The organism is Roseovarius spongiae, from assembly GCF_003651245.1.
Classification (GTDB): domain Bacteria; phylum Pseudomonadota; class Alphaproteobacteria; order Rhodobacterales; family Rhodobacteraceae; genus Roseovarius; species Roseovarius spongiae.
In genome coordinates this window covers 41,625-59,599 of record NZ_RAPE01000006.1, presented here as the reverse complement: position 1 = coordinate 59,599, position 17,975 = coordinate 41,625, and the positions used below count along the sequence as shown (strand labels likewise).

Here is a 17,975-nt window from a genome sequence, read left to right as displayed (position 1 = left end):
CGTAACATCCGGCGGCGGCGTTCTGTTCCCGGCACGGTTTCAGCCGCGTCCGCGTTCCACCCGCCGGCACGTCCGATCCCCCGTCCCGAGCGGGAACCATCCGCCCGATCAGATGTTGACACCGACAATCCACGCGCGTCGCCCACTTGTCTCTCAACGCTACCCGAGCACCGGAAAAAGGGCTTCGCGCGAGCGCATCTTGCCGGCCGGGTAGAACTACCGGGAGAACGATCATGGACAGGAACGATCTGGGAAAAGGCGGCGAGCCGCGCCAGCAGGCTTCAAAGCGCGAGCGCACGATGACCACGGCCCAGGGCGGGCCGATCGCCGATGATCAGAATTCGCTGAAGGCGGGCGCGCGCGGGCCGAGCCTGCTCGAAGATCACGTGATGCGCGAGAAGATCTTCCATTTCGATCACGAGCGCATCCCCGAACGGGTGGTGCACGCGCGCGGCTACGGCGTCCACGGACATTTCGAGCTGACCGAGGCGATCCCCGAACTTTCCTGCGCCGACATCTTCCAGCGCGTCGGCGAGAAAACCCCGACCTTCACCCGGTTTTCCACCGTGGCGGGCAACAAGGGGTCCTTCGACGTGGCCCGCGACGTGCGCGGCTTCGCGACCAAGTTCTACACCAAGGAAGGCAACTGGGACCTGGTCGGCAACAATATCCCGGTCTTCTTCATCCAGGACGCGATCAAGTTCCCCGACCTCGTCCATTCGGTCAAGCCGGCGCCCGACCGGGGCTTTCCGCAGGCGCAGAGCGCGCATGACAATTTCTGGGATTTCATCTCGCTCTCGCCCGAGGCGGTGCACATGACCATGTGGCAAATGTCGGACCGCGCCATCCCGCGTTCCTTCCGCTTCATGGAAGGGTTCGGGGTGCACACGTTCCGCCTGGTCAACGCCGAAGGGCAATCGCATTACGTAAAATTCCACTGGAAGCCGAAACAGGGCCTGCAATCGGTGGTCTGGAACGAGGCGCTCAAGATCAACGGCGCGGACCCGGATTTCCACCGCCGCGACATGTGGGACGCGATCGACGCGGGCGATTTCCCGCAATGGGATCTGGGCATCCAGGTCTTCGACGACGATTTCGCCGACCGGTTCGAGTTCGACATCCTCGACGCGACCAAGATCATTCCCGAGGAACAGGTGCCCGTGCGCATCATCGGGACGCTGACGCTGGACGCCAATGTCGACAATTTCTTTGCCGAGACCGAGCAGGTGGCGTTCTGCACCCAGAACATCGTACGCGGCGTTGACCACACCAACGACCCGCTGCTGCAGGGGCGCAATTTCTCCTATCTCGACACGCAGCTCAAACGCCTGGGCGGGCCGAACTTCACCCATATCCCGGTCAACGCGCCGAAATGTCCCGTGCACCATTTCCAGCAGGACGGGCACATGGCGATGCACAACCCCAAGGGCCGCGCCAATTACGAACCCAACAGCTGGGGCGAAGACGGCGGCCCGCGCGAAAATCCCGAGATCGGGTTTCAGAGCTACCCGGCCGAGGTCGAGGGCGAAAAACAGCGCACCCGCACCGAGACCTTCGCCGACCATTACAGCCAGGCGCGGCAATTCTGGATCAGCCAGACCGAGGTGGAGCAGCGCCATCTCGCCAGTGGCTACATCTTCGAGCTGTCGAAATGCCAGGAGGAACGGATCCGTCTGCGGATGCTCAGCCACCTGATGAACGTGCATGACGACCTCGCGCGGATGGTGGCCGAGGGGCTGGGCGTCGGCGACATGCCCGAACCCGCCACGCCTGCGCGCGCGCCGATCACCGACCTGCCGCCGTCGGACGCGCTCAGCATCCTCAAGAACGGGCCGGACAGCTTCAGGGGGCGCAAGCTGGGGCTCTACCTGAGCGACGGGGCGGATGCCGAACTGGTCACGGCGCTGGAAGACGCATTCCGCGCCGAAGGGGCGATGGTCGCCATCGTGGCGCCGCATATCCAGGGCGTCACGCTGTCGGACGGCACCGCACGGGCGGCCGACGAGAAGATCGACGGCGGCCCCTCGGCCGTGTTCGACGCCGTGGCGCTGGTGTTCTCCGACGACGCGGGCCAACGGGTCGCCGGCAATCCGCCGTCGCAGGATTTCGTTTCCGACGCCTTCGCGCACGCGAAGTTCATCGGCTGGACGCAGGCCGCCATGCCGCTTCTGCAGGCGGCGTGCGTGGCCGCGACCATGGATGACGGAATGATCGAGTTGAGCCGCGACAGCGCCGGCGACTTCGTCAACACCTGCCGCAAGCTGCGCTTCTGGGAACGCGAGGCGGAGCTCGCCTGGTAACGCAAAGAGAGGGGAAAAACGATGAGCGACAAGGACTTTGACGCGATGGACAGCCCGCAGGACCAGCCGGGCGCCGAGGCCGAAATGGGAACACAGCCCGACTACGCGCCGCGCTATCCCGGATCGGGGCGGCTGAAGGAGAAGGTGGCGCTGATCACGGGCGGCGATTCCGGTATCGGGCGGGCGACCGCGATCCTTTACGCCCGCGAGGGCGCGCGGCTCGGCATCCTTTACCACAGCAATACCGAGGACGCCGAGGAAGCCCGCGCCGAGATCGAGCAGGAGGGTTCCGAGGCGCTGCTGATAAAGGGCGACATCGGCGACAAGGCGTTCTGCGAGGACGCGGTGGCGCAGATGATCGACCGGTTCGGTCAACTCGACGTCCTGGTCAGCAACGCGGGCGAGCAGCACGCCGTGGACGCCCCCGAGAATATCGAGAAGGAGCAGATCGAACGCACCTTCCGCACCAACATCTTCGGCACGATCTTCATCACGCAGGCGGCGCTGCCGCACCTGGAACGGGGCGCGCGCATCATCTGCGTCACCTCGGTGACGGCGTGGAAGGGGCAGGACATGCTGATCGACTACGCTTCGACCAAGGGGGCGATCCTGTCCTTCCTGCGCGCGATGTCGAGCAAGCTCGCCCCCGAGGGCATACTGGTGAACGGCGTGGCGCCGGGGCCGATCTGGACGCCGTTGATCCCCGCCTCGTTCCCGGAGGAGGCGGTCGAGGATTTCGGTAAATCAGCGCCTTTGGGCCGCCCCGGTCAACCGAACGAGGTCGCGCCGGCGCTGCTGTTTCTCGCCTGCGCCGATTCCTCCTACATGACCGGTCAGGTGCTTCACCCCAACGGCGGAGAATTGATCGGGGGGTGACCTGCCCCGATGCCGGCGCGCGGGCGCTTGATCCTGGACCAATGGGACAGTTCCGAGAGTTCGGGCGCCGCGCATCTGCTGTCGCGACTGCCTGTCAGGACTTCCCCTCTGCCGCGCCCAGCTTGTCCGCCTTCTCGGCGCCCCTGCTGCCCATCGGTTCATCGGGGCCGACGGTCGTGTCGGTGGCGGTCTGCGCCTCCATTTCGGCGTTGAGTTCGGCCCCCATCAGAACGATGAACGCAGATAGCCAGAGCCACATCAACAGGATGATGATCCCCGCCATGCTGCCGAATGTTTCATTGTAGCTGCCGAAATTGCTGACATAGACAGAAAAGCCGACGGACGCGACCAGCCATACTATGCAGGCTACGGCGGCCCCGGGCGAAAGCCACTTCAGCTCCGCGTTGTCGCGCGAGGGGCCGTAGCGATAGAGAACCGCGAGACCGCCGATCGTCATCAGCGCCAGGATCACCCATCGTCCCAGCCCCAACAGGGTTTCCAGCCAGCCGGGCAGCGCGATGAGGTTCAGCGCGGCCGGCACCGCCAGCGCCGCGACGAGCCCGACAATCAGCCCCACGATCAGGAACACGGTCAGCCCAAGCCGCCAGAGCATCTGGGCCACGAATCCGCGGCTTTCCTCCTCGTCATAGGCCACGTTCAGACCCTCCATGAGGCCGCTCACGCCCTTGGAGGCCGAATAGATCGCCAGCAGCAGGCCGAAAGCAAACGCAAGGCCAAGGCCGCCCTCCCGCGAGCCGGCGACGGCCGTGGCCTGATCCAGAACGATCTGCGCGGCTTCCTGCGGCATCATCTGGGCCAGCGTTTCCAGTTGCGCCTTCACCTCGGGGGGTTCCATCACCAGGCCCCCGAGAGCCATCAGCGCGGTGATGGCCGGAAAGATCGCCAGCAGCGCGTAGAAGGCCACGCCGGCCGCAACCAGCCCCACGTGGTCCGCCGCCATTTCCGATTTCACCCGTAACGCGATGTCCTTCCACCCCTTCGGCGGAATATCGGTCGGTGTTTCTGCGTCTCTGCCGCGAGCCATCGGGCCTCTCTTTCAAAGTGTCCGGCCCGCAGACGCGCTGCGGGCCGGGTCTGGTTCAGGTTGAGGATTTCGGCGGCTTGCGAACGTCGCCCAAATCCTGTTTCTCGGCTTCGGATTGCGCGGCGTCGGCGATGCGCTTGCCCGCGGATGTCACCTTGTCCGCAGCGGCCTGCTCCACGCTCGATCCGGGCGCGGCCTCGTCCGCTTGGCTCTTGACGTCGCGCGCGGCCTGCTTCGCCTCTTCCGTGACGGTTTCGGCGACCTTGCCGATCTTCTCCTTTTCCTCGGCAAGGATGCGCTCGGCCTCGTCGATCAGCTGGTCGCTCTGCTCGCCAAAGTATTCGTCCTCGACCCGGGTGCGGGGCAGCACGGCGCCCACCGCAGCGCCGAACGCGACGGCCAAGGCGCCTGCGATCAGCGGCTGCTCCTCGAAGATGTCAACGGCGCGGTCGCTTCCCCGGCGCGCATAATCCGCTGCCGCCTCCCGCGCCTCGAGGGCCCGCTCGCGGGCGCGGACGACACGCTGACGCGCCTCTTCCGTCAGATCCTCGGTGCCTCGGGCAAGCCGGTCGCGAAGCGCGGCGGCGCGGTCGGATGCCGAGGAGGCCATATCCTGCGCGCTGTGCAGCGCCGAAGACCCGGCATCGCGCGCCGACGCCGTCGCGCTCTTCGCTTTATCGGCCACGCTCGCGCCTGCATCGCGGGCGCCCTCGCCAAGACCCGAAGCGGCATCCGCGACCCTGTTGCCGGCGTTAGCGGCAGCGTCTCGCGCGCCCTGCGCGATCCCGGCGTCGTCGTCTTCGTCACGCGTCCGGGCCCAGTCCGGCGCCGTATGACTGCTCCCGTAGCGGCCGGAATAGAGCGGCCTCGGCCGAACTGGCCGGGCGCGCGGCCCCGACGCCGGTTCCCGCGTATCAAGCGTCGCATGATCGCGCGAGCGGTCACGATCCAGATCGTCATGCGAATGGCGGTAGGGGACGCGGCCCGGATCGTCGCCCGAGCGGTTGCCCATCATCAGCCACGCGATGCCGACTCCGGTCAGAGCAAGCGCCACCGGGTTGCTCTTGACCGCGGTTGATACGGATCGTCCGATATCGCCGCCATGTTCGCGGAACTGGTCGGTGACCTGCCTTGCGATGGTCTCAACGGAAAACTTGTCCTGCAAGTCATCCAGAGTTTCGCTGAGTCCGGCGCGCTCGCGCTTGATGTCGCGTTCGATTTCCTCGGGAGAACGGTTATCATTTGTCATCGTATACCTCCTTTACGGTCTGCGCGTCGCGCTTCACGTTCTTTGCAGTCCGCGACGGGGCGAGACTGCTGAGTTTCAGATCGCTGGAGCCCTTGTGCAGCATCGCGTAGGCGATGATCGCAAAGACCACGCCGACGATCAGCGCCGCCCAGCCGCCGGGAATCCCGGCTTCGGTCAATGCGGCGACAAGTGCTGCGGACAGGACATTGAGGGCCGTCAGCGCAACCACGACCGCGCCGACGATCATGCCGATGGCGACCCCCGCGCTTTTTAGGTTCTCGTCGATCTCCGCACGCGCCAGGTCGACCTCGTTGCGGACGAGGGAACTGACATGCGTGAGCGCATCGCCCAGCAGGCTGCCGGTGGATTTATTCGGATCGTCGGTCATGCTGTGCCTCCTTGCTGTGTCGTCGTGCGTGTCGGGGCGGGCGTGCCGCCGGTCGACAATCCCGATGACGTTGTCGCGGGCGGGGTTGTCGGCTGCGGGCGCCGGTTGTCCGGGTCGCTGCCACCGCCATGCCGCGCGCGCCCGCTCGCACTGGCAAAGCGCGTGGCGGCGAAACCGATCAGCGCGGCGCTTCCCAGAAAGACCATCGGGTTACGCCTTGCAAAGTCGTTTGCCGCGCCGGCCATCTCGCCCAGGTCCTTGTCGCGCAGCGCGTCCGAGGCGTCTGCCAGCGTGTCGGCAATCTGGCTGAACGTGCGTTCCTGGGGCGATCCGCTGCGCATTTCATCTGCCGCCGTCCTGAGAGCTGACGCGACATCCTTGACCTCGCCGGCCGCGGCATCCTTGGCCTGGCCTGCGTAGCTTTCCGCTTCGGCGGCGGCCGTCTGGGCGAGCTTTTGCGCGTGCCCCTTGGCTTCACCCGCCATGCCGGCCGCGGTTTCCCTGGCGTCTTCGGCAAGGGTTCTGTCTTTGTCTGTTTTTCCTTTATCCGTGTTTGTCATTATGACCTCCTTGTTCAGGCGATGAGATTTAGAACTGCGAGAACGACCACGATGAGACCGATCAGGTAGATTACGAAGTGCATTGAACCTCTCCGGGATTTCCAAAATGATGCTCCGACTCGACAACGTCACTGGCTGTCAACCGGTTCCCGGCGGGGGAGGACCGACACCACCGGGGCGGAGTCGCGAGGGCCAAAGGGTTGACTTCGTTCGATGAATTGTCCGGCGACGCCCCGGGATACGAGTGTTTCGGAGCTGCGCGGTTCGTCCGGTGGCGGCGCTGATGCTCACATCTCCTGGCTCACCTGCGCGTAGGCGAGCATCGCGAAGAGCCCGCTGCCGCCGATCACGTTGCCGACGAGGACCGGCAGGATATTGTGCAGCAACGCCGTCAGAAGCGACAGTTCGCCGCTGAGCACGACCATGAACACCTTGGAGGACCCCACGATGACGTGGGTGAACCCGCCCGCCGCGATCAGCCACGAGATGAAGATGATCGTGAAGATCTCGAAGCTTTTCGAGGACGGAAGCAACCACACCAAGGCCGCGATGTAGAACCCCGCCGGCACGCCCAGCAGCAACGCGCGCCAATCCTGTATCTCGACAGCCTTTCGGGACAGTTCGAGCATGGCCTCGATGTTCGCGGCCCCGGTCGTCATCAGTTCCAGGGTGATGAAGGCGGTCGCGAAGGTGCCCAGCAGGTTGGCGACGAACACGATGGCCCACAGCCGCATCATGCGCCACAGTCTCCCCGTGCTCCATTCGGCAAGCAGCGGCAGAAGCGCCGAGATCGTGTTCTCGGTGAACAACTGCAGGCGCGACAGGATGACGATGATGAATCCGGCGGAATAGCCGAACCAGGCGATGAATTCGCGTCGGGGATGCCCTTCGAACACATTGTAGAGCAGTCCCTCGGCCAGCAGCGATGTCGAGATGGCGATGCCCGCCGCCACGCCGGACCACCAAAGCGAACGCACCGGGCGGCGCAGCTCCTCTTCGCCTTCCGCGTGCAGTATGGCGTAGACCGTCATGGCCGACAGCCTGCGGCGCTCTTTGACCTGGTCCTGTTCGCGGGCGGTCAGCGCGCGCCCGGCCGGGCCTTCGCTCTCTGCCTCCTGCGCGGCGTCGCGCGGCGTATCCCCGGCGTCCGCCTCTTGACGGTTTTCGTCGCTCATTTCCGACCCTCGCACTGGTCCTCTCCGAGACCGGTCGGTCCGCGCGACCGGGTCAACCTTCACGCCCCGCGCGCTCGGGCAGCCCCGGCAGGATCTTGTCGAGTGTCGCTGGCAGGTCGCGGACGCGCACGCCGCAGGCGTCGTGGATGGCGTTCACGATGCTCGCCCCGGCGCCGCAGATCGCCAGTTCTCCGATTCCCTTGGCCTGAACCGGGTTGGTCCAGGGGTCGCGCTCTTCCAGAAGGTTTACCGTCAGTTGCGGCACGTCCGCATTCACCGGCACATGGTATTCGGCAAGGTCGCGGTTCACGATGTGGCCGTCACGCGGATCGTGCATCAGCTCTTCGGTCAACGCCATGCCGATGCCGAAGGTCATCCCGCCCAGGCACTGTGAACGCGCCGTCTTGGCGTTGAGGATGCGACCGGCGGCAAAGCTGCCGTGCATCCGCCGCACGCGCGCCTCGCCGGTCACCGCGCTCACGCCCACTTCGACGAAGAAGGCGCCGAAGCTCGCCTGGCGGACACGGCTCTCGGCGTCGCCCGGGTGGATCACCCCTTCGGCGCTCAACGGCTCTTGCAGCAACTCGGCCAGCGGCTGCTGCCGGTTGTCGCTGATCGCGTGCCCGTCCTTCAGCGTAAGCGCCTCCTCGGCGCAACCGGCCCGCTCGGCGATCTCGCAACGCAGCCGCTCGCAAGCCAGGAACACCGAACTGGCGGACGATGACGCCCCCTGCGAGCCGCCCGAGCCGGCGCCTTTCGGCAGGTCGCTATCGCCCAGCCGCGTCTCGACCCGGTCGGGGGGAAGGCCCAGCATCTCGGCCGCGACCTGGGTGAGGATGGCGTAGGTGCCGGTGCCGATATCGGTCATGTCCGTCTCGACCAGCGCGGTGCCGTCGCGGTTCATCGTCACCCGCGCCGCCGAGTCGTTCAGCAGGTTCACCCGCGACGACGACGCCATGCCGCAGCCGATCAGCCATTCGCCATTGCGTGTGCCGCCCTTCGGCCGGTCCGACCAGCCGAAGCGCTCCGCGCCGTCATCTAGTGCGGCCTCCAGCATGTGCGACGAAAACGGGACGCCCCGGCTGGGGTCTTCCTCGGGGATGTTGCGGCGGCGCAGCTCCACGGGATCGACGCCAGCGGCCTGCGCGAGTTCGTCCATCGCGATCTCCAGCGCCGTGACGCCCACCGCCTCGCCCGGCGCGCGCACCGAGCCGGCGCAGGTGCGGTTCACCCGCGCGATGCGATGGCCGATGACGCGGTTCTCGCCGCGATAAAGAAATGGCGTGGCCTGCGTCGCCGGCTCGGAAAAGGTCTCGCCGGGCAGGTTCGAGACGAGAACCTCGTGCCCGACGCCCGTGAGCCGCCCGTCGGCATCGGCGGCGAGGCGGAAGCGCTGGCGCGTCTCCGAGCGGCGCATCGTGGCCTCGAACACCTGCGGGCGGCTGAGCGCCACCGCGACCGGGCGATCGAGTTCTCGCGCGGCAAGCGCGGCGGCCACCGCCTCGGCGGAAATTCCCAGCTTCGAGCCAAAACCGCCCCCCACGAAGGGCGACAGCAGGTGCACGTCCGCCGCGTCGACCCCGAGGGAATCCGCCAGCTCGTCGAGATTGTATTTCACCATCTGGCACGATGCCCGCACGGTGAACTTGCCGTCGCGGTATTCGGCGATGGCGGCATGCGGCTCCATCGGGGCGCTGTTGTGAGGCGGGGTGGTGTAGGTACGATCCACCGAAAAGGCGGCGTCCCTCATGGCCGCGTCCAGATCTCCGGTCGCTGATTGCTTGTCCTCGGGCGTCTCCGCCTCCGCCTCTCCCGGCGCGACTGTCGCCTCGGCCTCGTCGTAGCGCAACGCCAGCGACTGCGCGCCATGGCGCGCCTGCTCGAAAGTGTCTGCGACGACCAGCGCGACGGGCTGGCCGAAATAGGCGATCTCCGCGCTGCCCTGCACCGGCGCTTCGCCCGCGGCCCCCTGCGCGGGGTTGCGCAGGAACCGCGGCCCGTGCAGGACCGCGCGCACCCCCGGCAGCGCCTTCACTGGCTCTTCATCGATGCCAAGAAGCGTCCCCTTGGCAATAGTGGCGCGCACCATCACGCCGTGCAGCATGTCCTTCACCTGCCCGTCATGGGCGTAGACCGCCCTGCCAGACACCTTCTCCGGCCCGTCCGGGCGGTCCATGCCCACGCCGACGATGCCCTGCGCCATCGCGTCCAGCCGGTTGCGCCGGTCCGGTTCGTCCATCTTGTGATGCGCGGTCATTGCGACGACTCCTTCCAAAGCTGGCTCAGCGTGGCTGTTAGCGTGCGGCGCAGGAGCGGGATCTTGAAGGCATTGCCCTCTTGGGCCTCGGCCCCTTGCAGCAGCGTGTCGGCGGCGCGGACGAAGAGAGCCTCGGACGGCTGCTCTCCGCATAGAAGTTCTTCCGCCGCTGCGTCGCGCCAAGGCCGGGGGGCGATGCCGCCGAAGGCCAGCGCCGCCTCTGCGATGCGCCCCTCCTCCAGCCGCAGTCGCGCCGCGACGGAGACGAGAGCGAAGGCATAGGAGGCGCGATCCCGCACCTTGCGATAGGTCTGCGCGCCGGCTGCGGGCGGCGGCAGGATCACGGCGGTGATCAGCTCGCCCGGTTCCAGCACAGTCTCGATATGCGGCGTGTCGCCGGGAAGGCGGTAGAACTCGGTCAGCGGCACGCGGCGCGTGGCGCCGCCCTGCCCCATGATCTCGACCTCCGCGCCCAGCATCGTCAGCCCCACGGCCATGTCGCTGGGATGGGTGGCGATGCAGGCGTCGCTGCCGCCCAGGATCGCGTGCAGGCGCGTCGCGCCGCCTATGGCCCCGCAGCCCGAGCCCGGCGCGCGCTTGTTGCAGGGCATGGCGGTGTCGTAGAAGTAATAGCACCGCGTCCGCTGAAGCAGATTGCCGCCGGTAGAGGCCTTGTTGCGCAACTGCCCGCTGGCCCCGGCCAGCAGCGCCTGCGCCAGAGCGGGCCACGAGCGGCGCACCCGCATGTCGGCGGCCAGGTCCGAATTGGTGACGAGCGCCCCGATCCGCAGCCCGCCGTCCATGTCCTCGATCCGCTTGAGGTCGAGCCGGGTGATGTCCACCAATCGGCCCGGCGCCATGACCTCGTGCTTCATCAGGTCGAGCAGGTTCGTCCCCCCGGCGATGATCGTCGCGCCATCGGCGGCGGCATCGACGGCCTCGGACGCATCGCCCGCGCGGATGTAATCGAACGGTTTCATCCTTCGCCCTCCGCGACTTCGCGGATGGCCGCGACGATGTTGGGATAGGCCGAACACCGGCAGAGGTTGCCGCTCATCCGTTCGGCGATCTCGGCGTCGCTGAGCGCCGCCTCGCCCGTCAGATCCTTTGTCACATGGCTGGGCCAGCCCTCGCGCAGCTCATCCAGCATCGCCGTGGCCGAGCAGATCTGGCCGGAAGTGCAGTAACCGCATTGGAAGCCGTCGTACCGGACGAACGCGCCCTGCAGCGCTGACAGCGCGCCCGGCGCGCCCAGCCCCTCGATCGTCGTGATCTCGTCACCCTCGTGCATGCAGGCGAGCGTCAGGCAGGAATTGATGCGCCGCCCGTTCACGATCACCGTGCAGGCCCCGCATTGCCCGTGATCGCACCCCTTCTTGGTGCCGCACTGGCCCAGGTGGTTGCGCAGCGCGTCGAGCAGGGTCGTGCGCGGGTCAAGGTCGAGCGGACACTCTTCCCGGTTGATGTTCAGCGTGATCTGCATGGGGCGCCCTTTCGGTTGGTCGGTGATTGCTGAACGCATCGTCGGGCGGTTGCGTTCCGCGACCTTGGCTCATCCTGTCCCGAGGCGGGCGAGCGGCGCGCTCAATCCACGGCCTGCAATGCGCTGATGATCGGGCCGCTCCGACCGTCCCGCGCTCTTGGCCAGAAGGTCCATGCGCGGGGTGGCGAAGGGGCCGCCGAGCGACGCCGCGTCGGCGCCGCCGGTGCGCTCGAAGGTAACGCGCCACCCGACAGTTCGCAGAGTCGAAGCAGGGAAATTTAGACGTTTTGGCCCTGTGCGCAGAGCCGGTCATCCGACCAAGGAGACCGGACCGGACACGCGGAACTGAAAAACTCCGTTGCCACGCAAAGGGCGAAACCGGACCTCGCTGGAAAAGATCAGTCAGACTTCGCCAGATGTGAAAGGCGAACATTTATTCTGGACGACATGTGCATCAAGAGGTGATTTCCCATCCCTCCGACGCACCACGTCGAGCCAGTTCACTTGGCTTTGCGCCATTCTTCGAATTTTTTCTGGTTCTCGTCTTTCGTGCAGGGATACAGCCCAATAATTGGCGCCCCGGCAAGAACTTCTTCCAGAACGAAAGATTCGAAATCTTCCATGCCGGAACAGACCTCGGCAATTTCATCCGCCAAATGAGCCGGGACAACCATCACACCGTCACTATCCCCGACCAGGACATCGCCGGGAAATACCGCAACATCACCACAGGCGATCGGAACGTTGATGTCCAGGGCTTCGTGTTTCGTCAGGTTCGTCGGAGCGGACGAACCCGCATAGAACGCCGGCATGTCCAGCTCTCCAATGCCTTGCGCATCGCGCAATCCCCCATCCGTCACGATACCAGCGCAGCCGCGCACCGCCATACGAGTCACCAGGATCGAACCCGCGGTAGCGGCGCTGGCGTCCTTGCGCGCATCCATCACCAGCACGTGCCCCGGCGGGCAAGTCTCGACGGCCACCCGTTGCGGGTGATCAGCATTTCGAAAAACCTCCAGCCCGTTGCGGTCCTCGCGCGCGGGTATATAACGCAGTGTAAAGGCCTGCCCGACCATCGTTTCCGGCTTTGGGGATACCGGCACGACACCTTGAATAAACTGGTTACGCAGCCCGCGTTTGTATAATTGCGTTGCAATCGATGCAGTAGAAATGCGCTTGTATTTCGCGCGGGTTTCATCGGAAAGAATGTAATCTGCCACGGGACATCCCATCAATTTGTTTGGTCACTGCGGAATTGACACCGGAAGTGGTTGCAAAATAGACGCGATCCGCCTGCCGCTTGCCCATGCCGTCTACGTCCGAACAGGGCGACGGTCAAGGTAAGGCGCGTTTTATTCCGCGTTAACAACGTGTTTTCGCGCACCGGCGTTCGTCACGTTCCGACGGGGCAAGCCGACGAAGCCCGCCGGGCTTCTTCCCGCTCAAGCGTTTACTCAGCAGGCGTTCACGGCCGGAGCATCACGTCAACCGCATCGCCAAGGAACGGCCCACTGAAAATCCCCAGCCCGATCAACGCCGCGGCGCAAAACATCGCCGCCACACCGCTCGACAGCGTCAGAGTTTCTGGCCGGGCCTCCTGCGGCGCCGCGAAATACATCGGTCCAATGACCCGCGCATAGTAGAAGAGCGAGGCGACCGTGTTCAGCACGGCCGCCAGCGCCAGCCACGCATAGCCGCCGTCGATCGTAGCGATGAACAACCCCAGCTTGCCGGTGAAGCCGATCAGCGGCGGGATGCCTACAAGCGACAGGAAGGCCACGATCAGCGCCGCCGCCATGCCCGGCCGCGTTCGCGCGAGGCCCCGGTAGTCGTGGAGAGCCGTGCGGCCGCGCAGATGCGCGATGACGGCAAAGGCGGTGATGTTGGCCAGTGCGTAGGCGGCGAGAAACCACAGCAGCGATGGCAGCGCGCGGGGCGCGAGATCCGCCACCGCGACGGCCATCAGCGCGTAGCCCGATTGCGACACTGACGACCACCCGACCAGGCGGCGCACGTCCTCCTGCCACAGCGCGGCGAGGTTGCCGAGCGTCATCGTCATCACCGACAGCGCCGCGATCAGCGGGCGCAGCATCTCCACCTCGGGGAAAAGATGCGCCAGACGGTAAAGCGCCAGCGCCGCGCCGATCTTGGGCGCCACGGTCAGAAAGGCCGCCGCCGGCACCGGCGCGCCTTCGGCGACATCGGGCATCCAGGCGTGCCCCGGCAGCGCGCCCAGCTTGAAGGCGAGGCCGCAGACGATCAGCGCAAGGCCGATCAGCGCCAGCGGCGACGAGACGTCCGCGCCTTTGAGCGTTGCATAGTCGCTGCTTCCGGCCATGCCCATCACCAGGATCACGCCGATGACCAGAAGCGCATTGGCCAGCGCGCCGATCAGGAAATACTTCATCCCCGCCTCGACCGACAGCGCCCAGTCGCGATGCCAGGCCGCCAGCACATAGCCCGTGACCGATGACAAGAGCACCGCCATGACCAGCTGCATCAGATCCGCCGCCCCCGCCATGCCGACGGCGCCGAGCGCGGAGAACAGCGTGATGGTGTAGAATTCGCCATGCCGACGATCTCGCGCGAACCAGCCCGGCGAAAGGATCAGGCAGAGCGCGGTCGCCGCCACGATCATCCCCCGCGCCCAGAGGGTCACGCCGTCGAGCGCCCAAGCGCCGGAGAAGGTCAGCCGCGCCTCGGACGCCTGCGCCAGCGCCCAAAGCAATGCCGCCGCCAGCGCGGCGAGCGCCGGGACCAGACACCAGCCCAGAAGCCGCTGCGGCAGCGCCATCGCCAGCAAGAGCGCCGCGATGGCGCCCGCGATCAGGGCGATCTCGGGGCCGACATCGGCGACCGGCATCTCAGCCGCCCCCGAAGGTCAGCGCGGCGCTTGCCGCGATCATCTCCAGCAGCCAGGCCGGCCAGACGCCGATCAGCACGACCAGCGCCAGCAGGACGGCAAGAATACCGGATTCGGTCCGGGTCAGGTCGGCTAACCCCTCCAGCGCGGGCAGCCTGTCGCCGAAGAACAGCCGCTGCAACATGCCAAGGAACAGCGCCGCCGTGACGATCAGGCCCAGCAGGCCAATGGCGGCGATCCACGGCCAGACCGCGAAGGCGCCGATGAAGATCTGCACCTCGGCGACGAACCCCGCCAGCCCCGGCAGGCCGAGCGAGGCAAAGCTCGCCAGCCCCATCGCGCCCATCATGCGCGGCGCAGGTGCGGCCAGCCCGCCGTAATGGCCGAGGTCATATTCCTGCGTCCGCGCCCAGAACGCCCCGGCGATCAGAAAAAGCGCGCCGGTGATCAGCCCATGCGCCACCATCTCGACCACCGCGCCGGTCAGCGCCAGATCGCGCGCCGCCTCCTGCCCGGCCACGGCGGAACCGGCCACCGCGACGCCCAGCACCGCGTAACCCATGTGGTTGACGGACGTATAGGCGATGCGCCGCTTGAGGTTCTCCTGCGCGAAGGCGACGATCGACCCCCAGAGGATCGAGATGAGCGCGACGACGCCAAGCGCCAGCGCGTAGGTGGCGAACGTCTCGCGCAGCATCTGCATCGGGATACGCACAAGGCCGTAGACGCCCATCTTGAGCAGCACGCCGGCGAGGATGGCCGAGGCCGGGCCCGGCGCATCGACATGCGCGGGCGGCAGCCAGGTGTGGACCGGAAAGAGCGGCGTCTTGATGGCAAAGCCGATCACGAAGCCCAAAAGGATCAGCCCCGCGCGCAGGTCCATCCCCGCCATCGGCTGCATCCCGATCAGTTTGCGCATGTCGAACGTCAGCGGGTCGGTCGCCAGCACCAGCGCGATGATCGCCAGGAGGATCAGCAGCGAACCCGCCAGCGTGTAGAGAAAGAACTTGAGCGCCGCGCGCTGCGCCCCCTCGTGTCCCCAACGGCCGATCAGAAAATACATCCCGACCAGGCTGAGGTCGAAGAAGACATAGAAGATCAGAAGGTCGAGCGTCAGGAACAGGCCGAGCGACGCCCCTTCGAGGAACAGGAACCAGGCGTAGTACTGGCGCGCGTTGACCGCGCGCTCCATCGGCCAGGCAATGGCGGCGACGAAGAGAAGCCCGCTCATCAGCGCCAGCGGCAGCGAAACGCCATCTACCCCGACCCGCCACGCGACGCCAAGCGCGGGGATCCACGGCGCCTCCTGCACCGCCTGGAACCCGGCGCCGGGCGTGAAACCCGTCCAGACCACCACGAGCGCGAGCAGGGCCAGCGCCGCCGTCGCGATGGCGGTGGCGCGCGCGGCGGACGCGGACAGCGGCGCAAGCGCAAGAGCCGCGGCGGCGGCAAAGGGGAGCAGGATGGCGAATGTCAGCATGTCAGAACGCTTCCGTAATCAGGAACAGGATGGCGAGCCCCGCGCCGATGGCGAAAATGGCGTAATATTGATGCGAGAGCCCCGTTTGCAGCCGCCGCGCATCCGCGCCGCCGCGCCCGGTGAGACCGGCGGCGCCTTCGGGCAGCCCGTCCGCCAACAGCTCGCCGCGGCGATCCCCCAGCCGGGCCAGCGCGCGCGTGGCGGCGGCGATTTGCCAGACCGCGGCGTCCAGCACCACCCGATCCGCCTGCATCGCGCCCCCGGCATTGTTCCGGCCCCGCGCGACACGGTGCGCGGCTGCCGCCGCACTGCGGGGAATCGCATCGAGCAGCGCATCGTCGGTCTGCATGGCGCCCCAGACCCACCGCCCGCCGCGCGCGACCCGACGGGCCCCCGTGGCCGCGCCGCGCGGGATCGCGTCGAGCAGATCGTCATCGGTTCGCGCGGCGAGGCGCGCGAAGCGCTCGAAAGGGCGCACAACGCCGCGCTCGATCAGCGCGGGCAGGCCCAGCCAATCAGCGGCTGTCGGCGGGGGCGCGGTCTCGCGCCGCGCGAGCGTCAGCCCGGCCACCAGACCGAGGGCGACAAACGCCAGCGAGCCGGCGATTTCCAGCGGCTTGCCCTCCGGTAGCCGCAGCGGCAGCGCGTCCTGCAGGGGCGGCGCCCACAGCACGCCGAGCGCCACGCAGGTCAGCGCCAGCGCGCCAGTCGCGGCGATCTCGGGCCGGCGCGGTTCGGCCTGCGGCTTCGCATCGCGCGGCCCGTAGGCCAGGAACCAGAACCGCATGGCGTAGGCGGCGGAAAGCGCCCCCGCGAGCATGACGAAAAGGCCCAGCCAAACGCTCTCATGCGTGGCGGCAGCGACAATCTGCTCCTTGCTCCATGCGGCTCCCATGAACGGCACAGCGGCCAGCGCCAAGGCGGCCAGCGCGGTCAGCCCGGCTGTCCAGGGCAGAGCGCGCATATATCCCATCTCGCGCAGCCGGTAGGTTCCGCCCGCCTCTCCGGCGACGCCAGCCGACAGGAACAGCGGCGCCTTGAACGCGGCATGCGTGACCAGGTGCGCCACCGCGACGCCCGGATAACCCGCGCCCACCGCGATGAACATCAGCCCCAACTGCGCCGAGGTCGAGCCGGCCAGCAGTTTCTTCGCGTGGCCCTGCATCACCGCGACGGCTCCGCCTGCCAGCGCGGTGAACAGGCCAAGCGCGATCACGGCGAGGCTCCAGCCAGGCACGGAGGCCAGCCACGGATGCAGCCGCGCCAGAAGGTAGGCGCCCGCCGCCACCATGGTCGCTGCATGCAGCAGCGCCGACACGGCAGAGGGTCCATCCATCGCGCGGAAGAGCCACAGCGCGAACGGCCCCTGCCCCGCCTTGGCCGCTGCGGCAGCCAACACGCCGAAAGCGGCCAGCGCCAACGTTATGCCCTCCAGCCGCCCGAGCGCGGCGTATTCGAGCGACCCCGCCCTGTTCCATGTCGCCATCAACGCGAGGAACAAGCCCAGATCGCCGAGCCGTGTCATCACGAAGGCATAGCGCCCCGACGCCATGTTCGCGCGATCGCGCCAGTGGTGTCCGATCAGCGCCCAGGAGCAGAAGCCCATCACCTCCCACCCGATCAGAAGGGTCAGCAGGTCGGCGGCGGCGACGGTGAGCAGCATCGCGCCGGTGAAAATCAACATCAGGCCCAGCAGGCGCGCCAGTCCGCGCCTGTCTTCATGCGCGGCGGCGAAGACCAGAACCGGCAGCGCCACCGCCGGAACGGTGATGGCCACGGCGGCGGAAAGCGGCGTCAGCGCAAGGTGCAGATCCAGCCCGGCGCCCCAGGCGAAACCGCCGCTCCAGCCCCGGGCGGCGGCCAGCGCCGCCAGCAGCAGCGTACCCGCCGCCGCGGCGCCCGCCATCACCCCCAGACGCAGGCGCGGCCCGTCGCCCGCGGTCCAGAGCGCCAGCCCGGCCAGCGCCGGAAAGAGGGGGAGAGCAAACAGCATCAATGCCTCATCGTCGTCAGGCTTTCGGTCATGTCGGCCTGCCGCTTGCGATAGACCGCGACCACGAGCGCGAAACCCACGGCCATCTCGACCGCCATCACCGCCATGACGATGATCGCCAGAAGCTGTCCCTCGGGCGCGCCGCCAAGCGCAAAGGCCCAGAAACCCATGACGCCCAGGATCGCGCCGTTCAGCATCAGCTCCAGCCCCATCATCAGCATGACGAAGCTTTGCTGCGACAGCGCGCCGTAAAGCCCGATGCCGATCAGCGCGGCGGCGACGATCAGGACAGTTGCAAGCGTCATC

15 protein-coding genes are annotated in these 17,975 nt (G+C 67.2%); 2 read left to right on the top strand and 13 right to left on the bottom strand.

The window, feature by feature from the left end:
* The first annotated feature begins 233 nt into the window (after positions 1–233).
* The gene (locus D6850_RS16765; RefSeq protein ID WP_121168767.1) at positions 234–2,300 is read left to right on the top strand and encodes a catalase; all 2,067 of its coding nucleotides are present in this window, start codon (positions 234–236) and stop codon (positions 2,298–2,300) included.
* A 21-nt stretch (positions 2,301–2,321) separates the two neighbouring features.
* A complete protein-coding gene (locus D6850_RS16760; RefSeq protein ID WP_206019307.1) occupies positions 2,322–3,176 on the top strand; it encodes an SDR family oxidoreductase in 855 nt (284 codons plus the stop codon).
* 94 nt (positions 3,177–3,270) lie between these two features.
* On the opposite strand, the gene D6850_RS16755 is transcribed toward D6850_RS16760, so the two are convergent.
* The 13 genes from D6850_RS16755 to nuoK form a co-directional block, all read right to left on the bottom strand.
* Entirely contained in the window at positions 3,271–4,221 is a 951-nt protein-coding gene (locus D6850_RS16755; RefSeq protein ID WP_121168766.1) for a YihY/virulence factor BrkB family protein, read from the bottom strand.
* Between the two features lie 55 nt (positions 4,222–4,276).
* On the bottom strand, positions 4,277–5,470 hold the full coding sequence (locus tag D6850_RS16750; protein ID WP_121168765.1) for a DUF3618 domain-containing protein: 1,194 nt from the start codon (positions 5,468–5,470) through the stop codon (positions 4,277–4,279).
* Positions 5,460–5,858 (bottom strand): phage holin family protein, encoded by a 399-nt coding sequence (locus D6850_RS16745; protein ID WP_121168764.1) that lies wholly within the window; start codon positions 5,856–5,858, stop codon positions 5,460–5,462. The genes D6850_RS16750 and D6850_RS16745 overlap by 11 nt, the downstream gene beginning before the upstream one ends.
* Positions 5,855–6,418, bottom strand: a complete 564-nt coding sequence (locus D6850_RS19770; RefSeq protein ID WP_245964227.1) for a hypothetical protein — start codon at positions 6,416–6,418, stop codon at positions 5,855–5,857. The genes D6850_RS16745 and D6850_RS19770 overlap by 4 nt, the downstream gene beginning before the upstream one ends.
* Positions 6,419–6,705: 287 nt before the next feature.
* Entirely contained in the window at positions 6,706–7,593 is an 888-nt protein-coding gene (locus D6850_RS16735; RefSeq protein WP_121168763.1) for a formate/nitrite transporter family protein, read from the bottom strand.
* 52 nt (positions 7,594–7,645) lie between these two features.
* On the bottom strand, positions 7,646–9,850 hold the full coding sequence (locus D6850_RS16730) for a xanthine dehydrogenase family protein molybdopterin-binding subunit (RefSeq protein ID WP_121168762.1): 2,205 nt from the start codon (positions 9,848–9,850) through the stop codon (positions 7,646–7,648).
* Positions 9,847–10,830 carry an FAD binding domain-containing protein gene (locus D6850_RS16725; RefSeq protein WP_121168761.1) on the bottom strand — a complete coding sequence of 328 codons (984 nt, stop codon included), beginning with the start codon at positions 10,828–10,830 and terminating at the stop codon, positions 9,847–9,849. The genes D6850_RS16730 and D6850_RS16725 overlap by 4 nt, the downstream gene beginning before the upstream one ends.
* Entirely contained in the window at positions 10,827–11,333 is a 507-nt protein-coding gene (locus D6850_RS16720; protein WP_121168760.1) for a 2Fe-2S iron-sulfur cluster-binding protein, read from the bottom strand. Before D6850_RS16720 ends, D6850_RS16725 begins: the two co-directional genes overlap by 4 nt.
* 500 nt (positions 11,334–11,833) lie before the next feature.
* Positions 11,834–12,553: a ribonuclease activity regulator RraA gene (locus tag D6850_RS16715; protein WP_121168759.1), complete on the bottom strand. Its 720-nt coding sequence runs from the start codon at positions 12,551–12,553 to the stop codon at positions 11,834–11,836.
* 245 nt (positions 12,554–12,798) lie between these two features.
* Positions 12,799–14,196 (bottom strand): NADH-quinone oxidoreductase subunit N, encoded by a 1,398-nt coding sequence (locus D6850_RS16710; RefSeq protein ID WP_121168758.1) that lies wholly within the window; start codon positions 14,194–14,196, stop codon positions 12,799–12,801.
* A gap of 1 nt (position 14,197) precedes the next feature.
* Positions 14,198–15,676 carry a complex I subunit 4 family protein gene (locus tag D6850_RS16705; RefSeq protein WP_121168757.1) on the bottom strand — a complete coding sequence of 493 codons (1,479 nt, stop codon included), beginning with the start codon at positions 15,674–15,676 and terminating at the stop codon, positions 14,198–14,200.
* A gap of 1 nt (position 15,677) precedes the next feature.
* Complete coding sequence (locus D6850_RS16700) at positions 15,678–17,669, bottom strand: NADH-quinone oxidoreductase subunit 5 family protein (protein ID WP_121168756.1); 1,992 nt, start codon at positions 17,667–17,669, stop codon at positions 15,678–15,680.
* Positions 17,669–17,974 (bottom strand): NADH-quinone oxidoreductase subunit NuoK, encoded by a 306-nt coding sequence (nuoK, locus tag D6850_RS16695; RefSeq protein ID WP_121168755.1) that lies wholly within the window; start codon positions 17,972–17,974, stop codon positions 17,669–17,671. Before nuoK ends, D6850_RS16700 begins: the two co-directional genes overlap by 1 nt.
* Position 17,975 lies beyond the last annotated feature (1 nt).

Bases quoted from the DNA above. Each gene is read 5' to 3' on its own strand.
- D6850_RS16765 (WP_121168767.1), top strand. From the start codon at position 234: ATGGACAGGAACGATCTGGGAAAAGGCGGCGAGCCGCGCCAGCAGGCT.
- D6850_RS16760 (WP_206019307.1), top strand. From the start codon at position 2,322: ATGAGCGACAAGGACTTTGACGCGATGGACAGCCCGCAGGACCAGCCG.
- D6850_RS16755 (WP_121168766.1), bottom strand. From the start codon at position 4,221: ATGGCTCGCGGCAGAGACGCAGAAACACCGACCGATATTCCGCCGAAG.
- D6850_RS16750 (WP_121168765.1), bottom strand. From the start codon at position 5,470: ATGACAAATGATAACCGTTCTCCCGAGGAAATCGAACGCGACATCAAG.
- D6850_RS16745 (WP_121168764.1), bottom strand. From the start codon at position 5,858: ATGACCGACGATCCGAATAAATCCACCGGCAGCCTGCTGGGCGATGCG.
- D6850_RS19770 (WP_245964227.1), bottom strand. From the start codon at position 6,418: ATGACAAACACGGATAAAGGAAAAACAGACAAAGACAGAACCCTTGCC.
- D6850_RS16735 (WP_121168763.1), bottom strand. From the start codon at position 7,593: ATGAGCGACGAAAACCGTCAAGAGGCGGACGCCGGGGATACGCCGCGC.
- D6850_RS16730 (WP_121168762.1), bottom strand. From the start codon at position 9,850: ATGACCGCGCATCACAAGATGGACGAACCGGACCGGCGCAACCGGCTG.
- D6850_RS16725 (WP_121168761.1), bottom strand. From the start codon at position 10,830: ATGAAACCGTTCGATTACATCCGCGCGGGCGATGCGTCCGAGGCCGTC.
- D6850_RS16720 (WP_121168760.1), bottom strand. From the start codon at position 11,333: ATGCAGATCACGCTGAACATCAACCGGGAAGAGTGTCCGCTCGACCTT.
- D6850_RS16710 (WP_121168758.1), bottom strand. From the start codon at position 14,196: ATGCCGGTCGCCGATGTCGGCCCCGAGATCGCCCTGATCGCGGGCGCC.
- D6850_RS16705 (WP_121168757.1), bottom strand. From the start codon at position 15,676: ATGCTGACATTCGCCATCCTGCTCCCCTTTGCCGCCGCCGCGGCTCTT.
- D6850_RS16700 (WP_121168756.1), bottom strand. From the start codon at position 17,669: ATGCTGTTTGCTCTCCCCCTCTTTCCGGCGCTGGCCGGGCTGGCGCTC.
- nuoK (WP_121168755.1), bottom strand. From the start codon at position 17,974: ATGACGCTTGCAACTGTCCTGATCGTCGCCGCCGCGCTGATCGGCATC.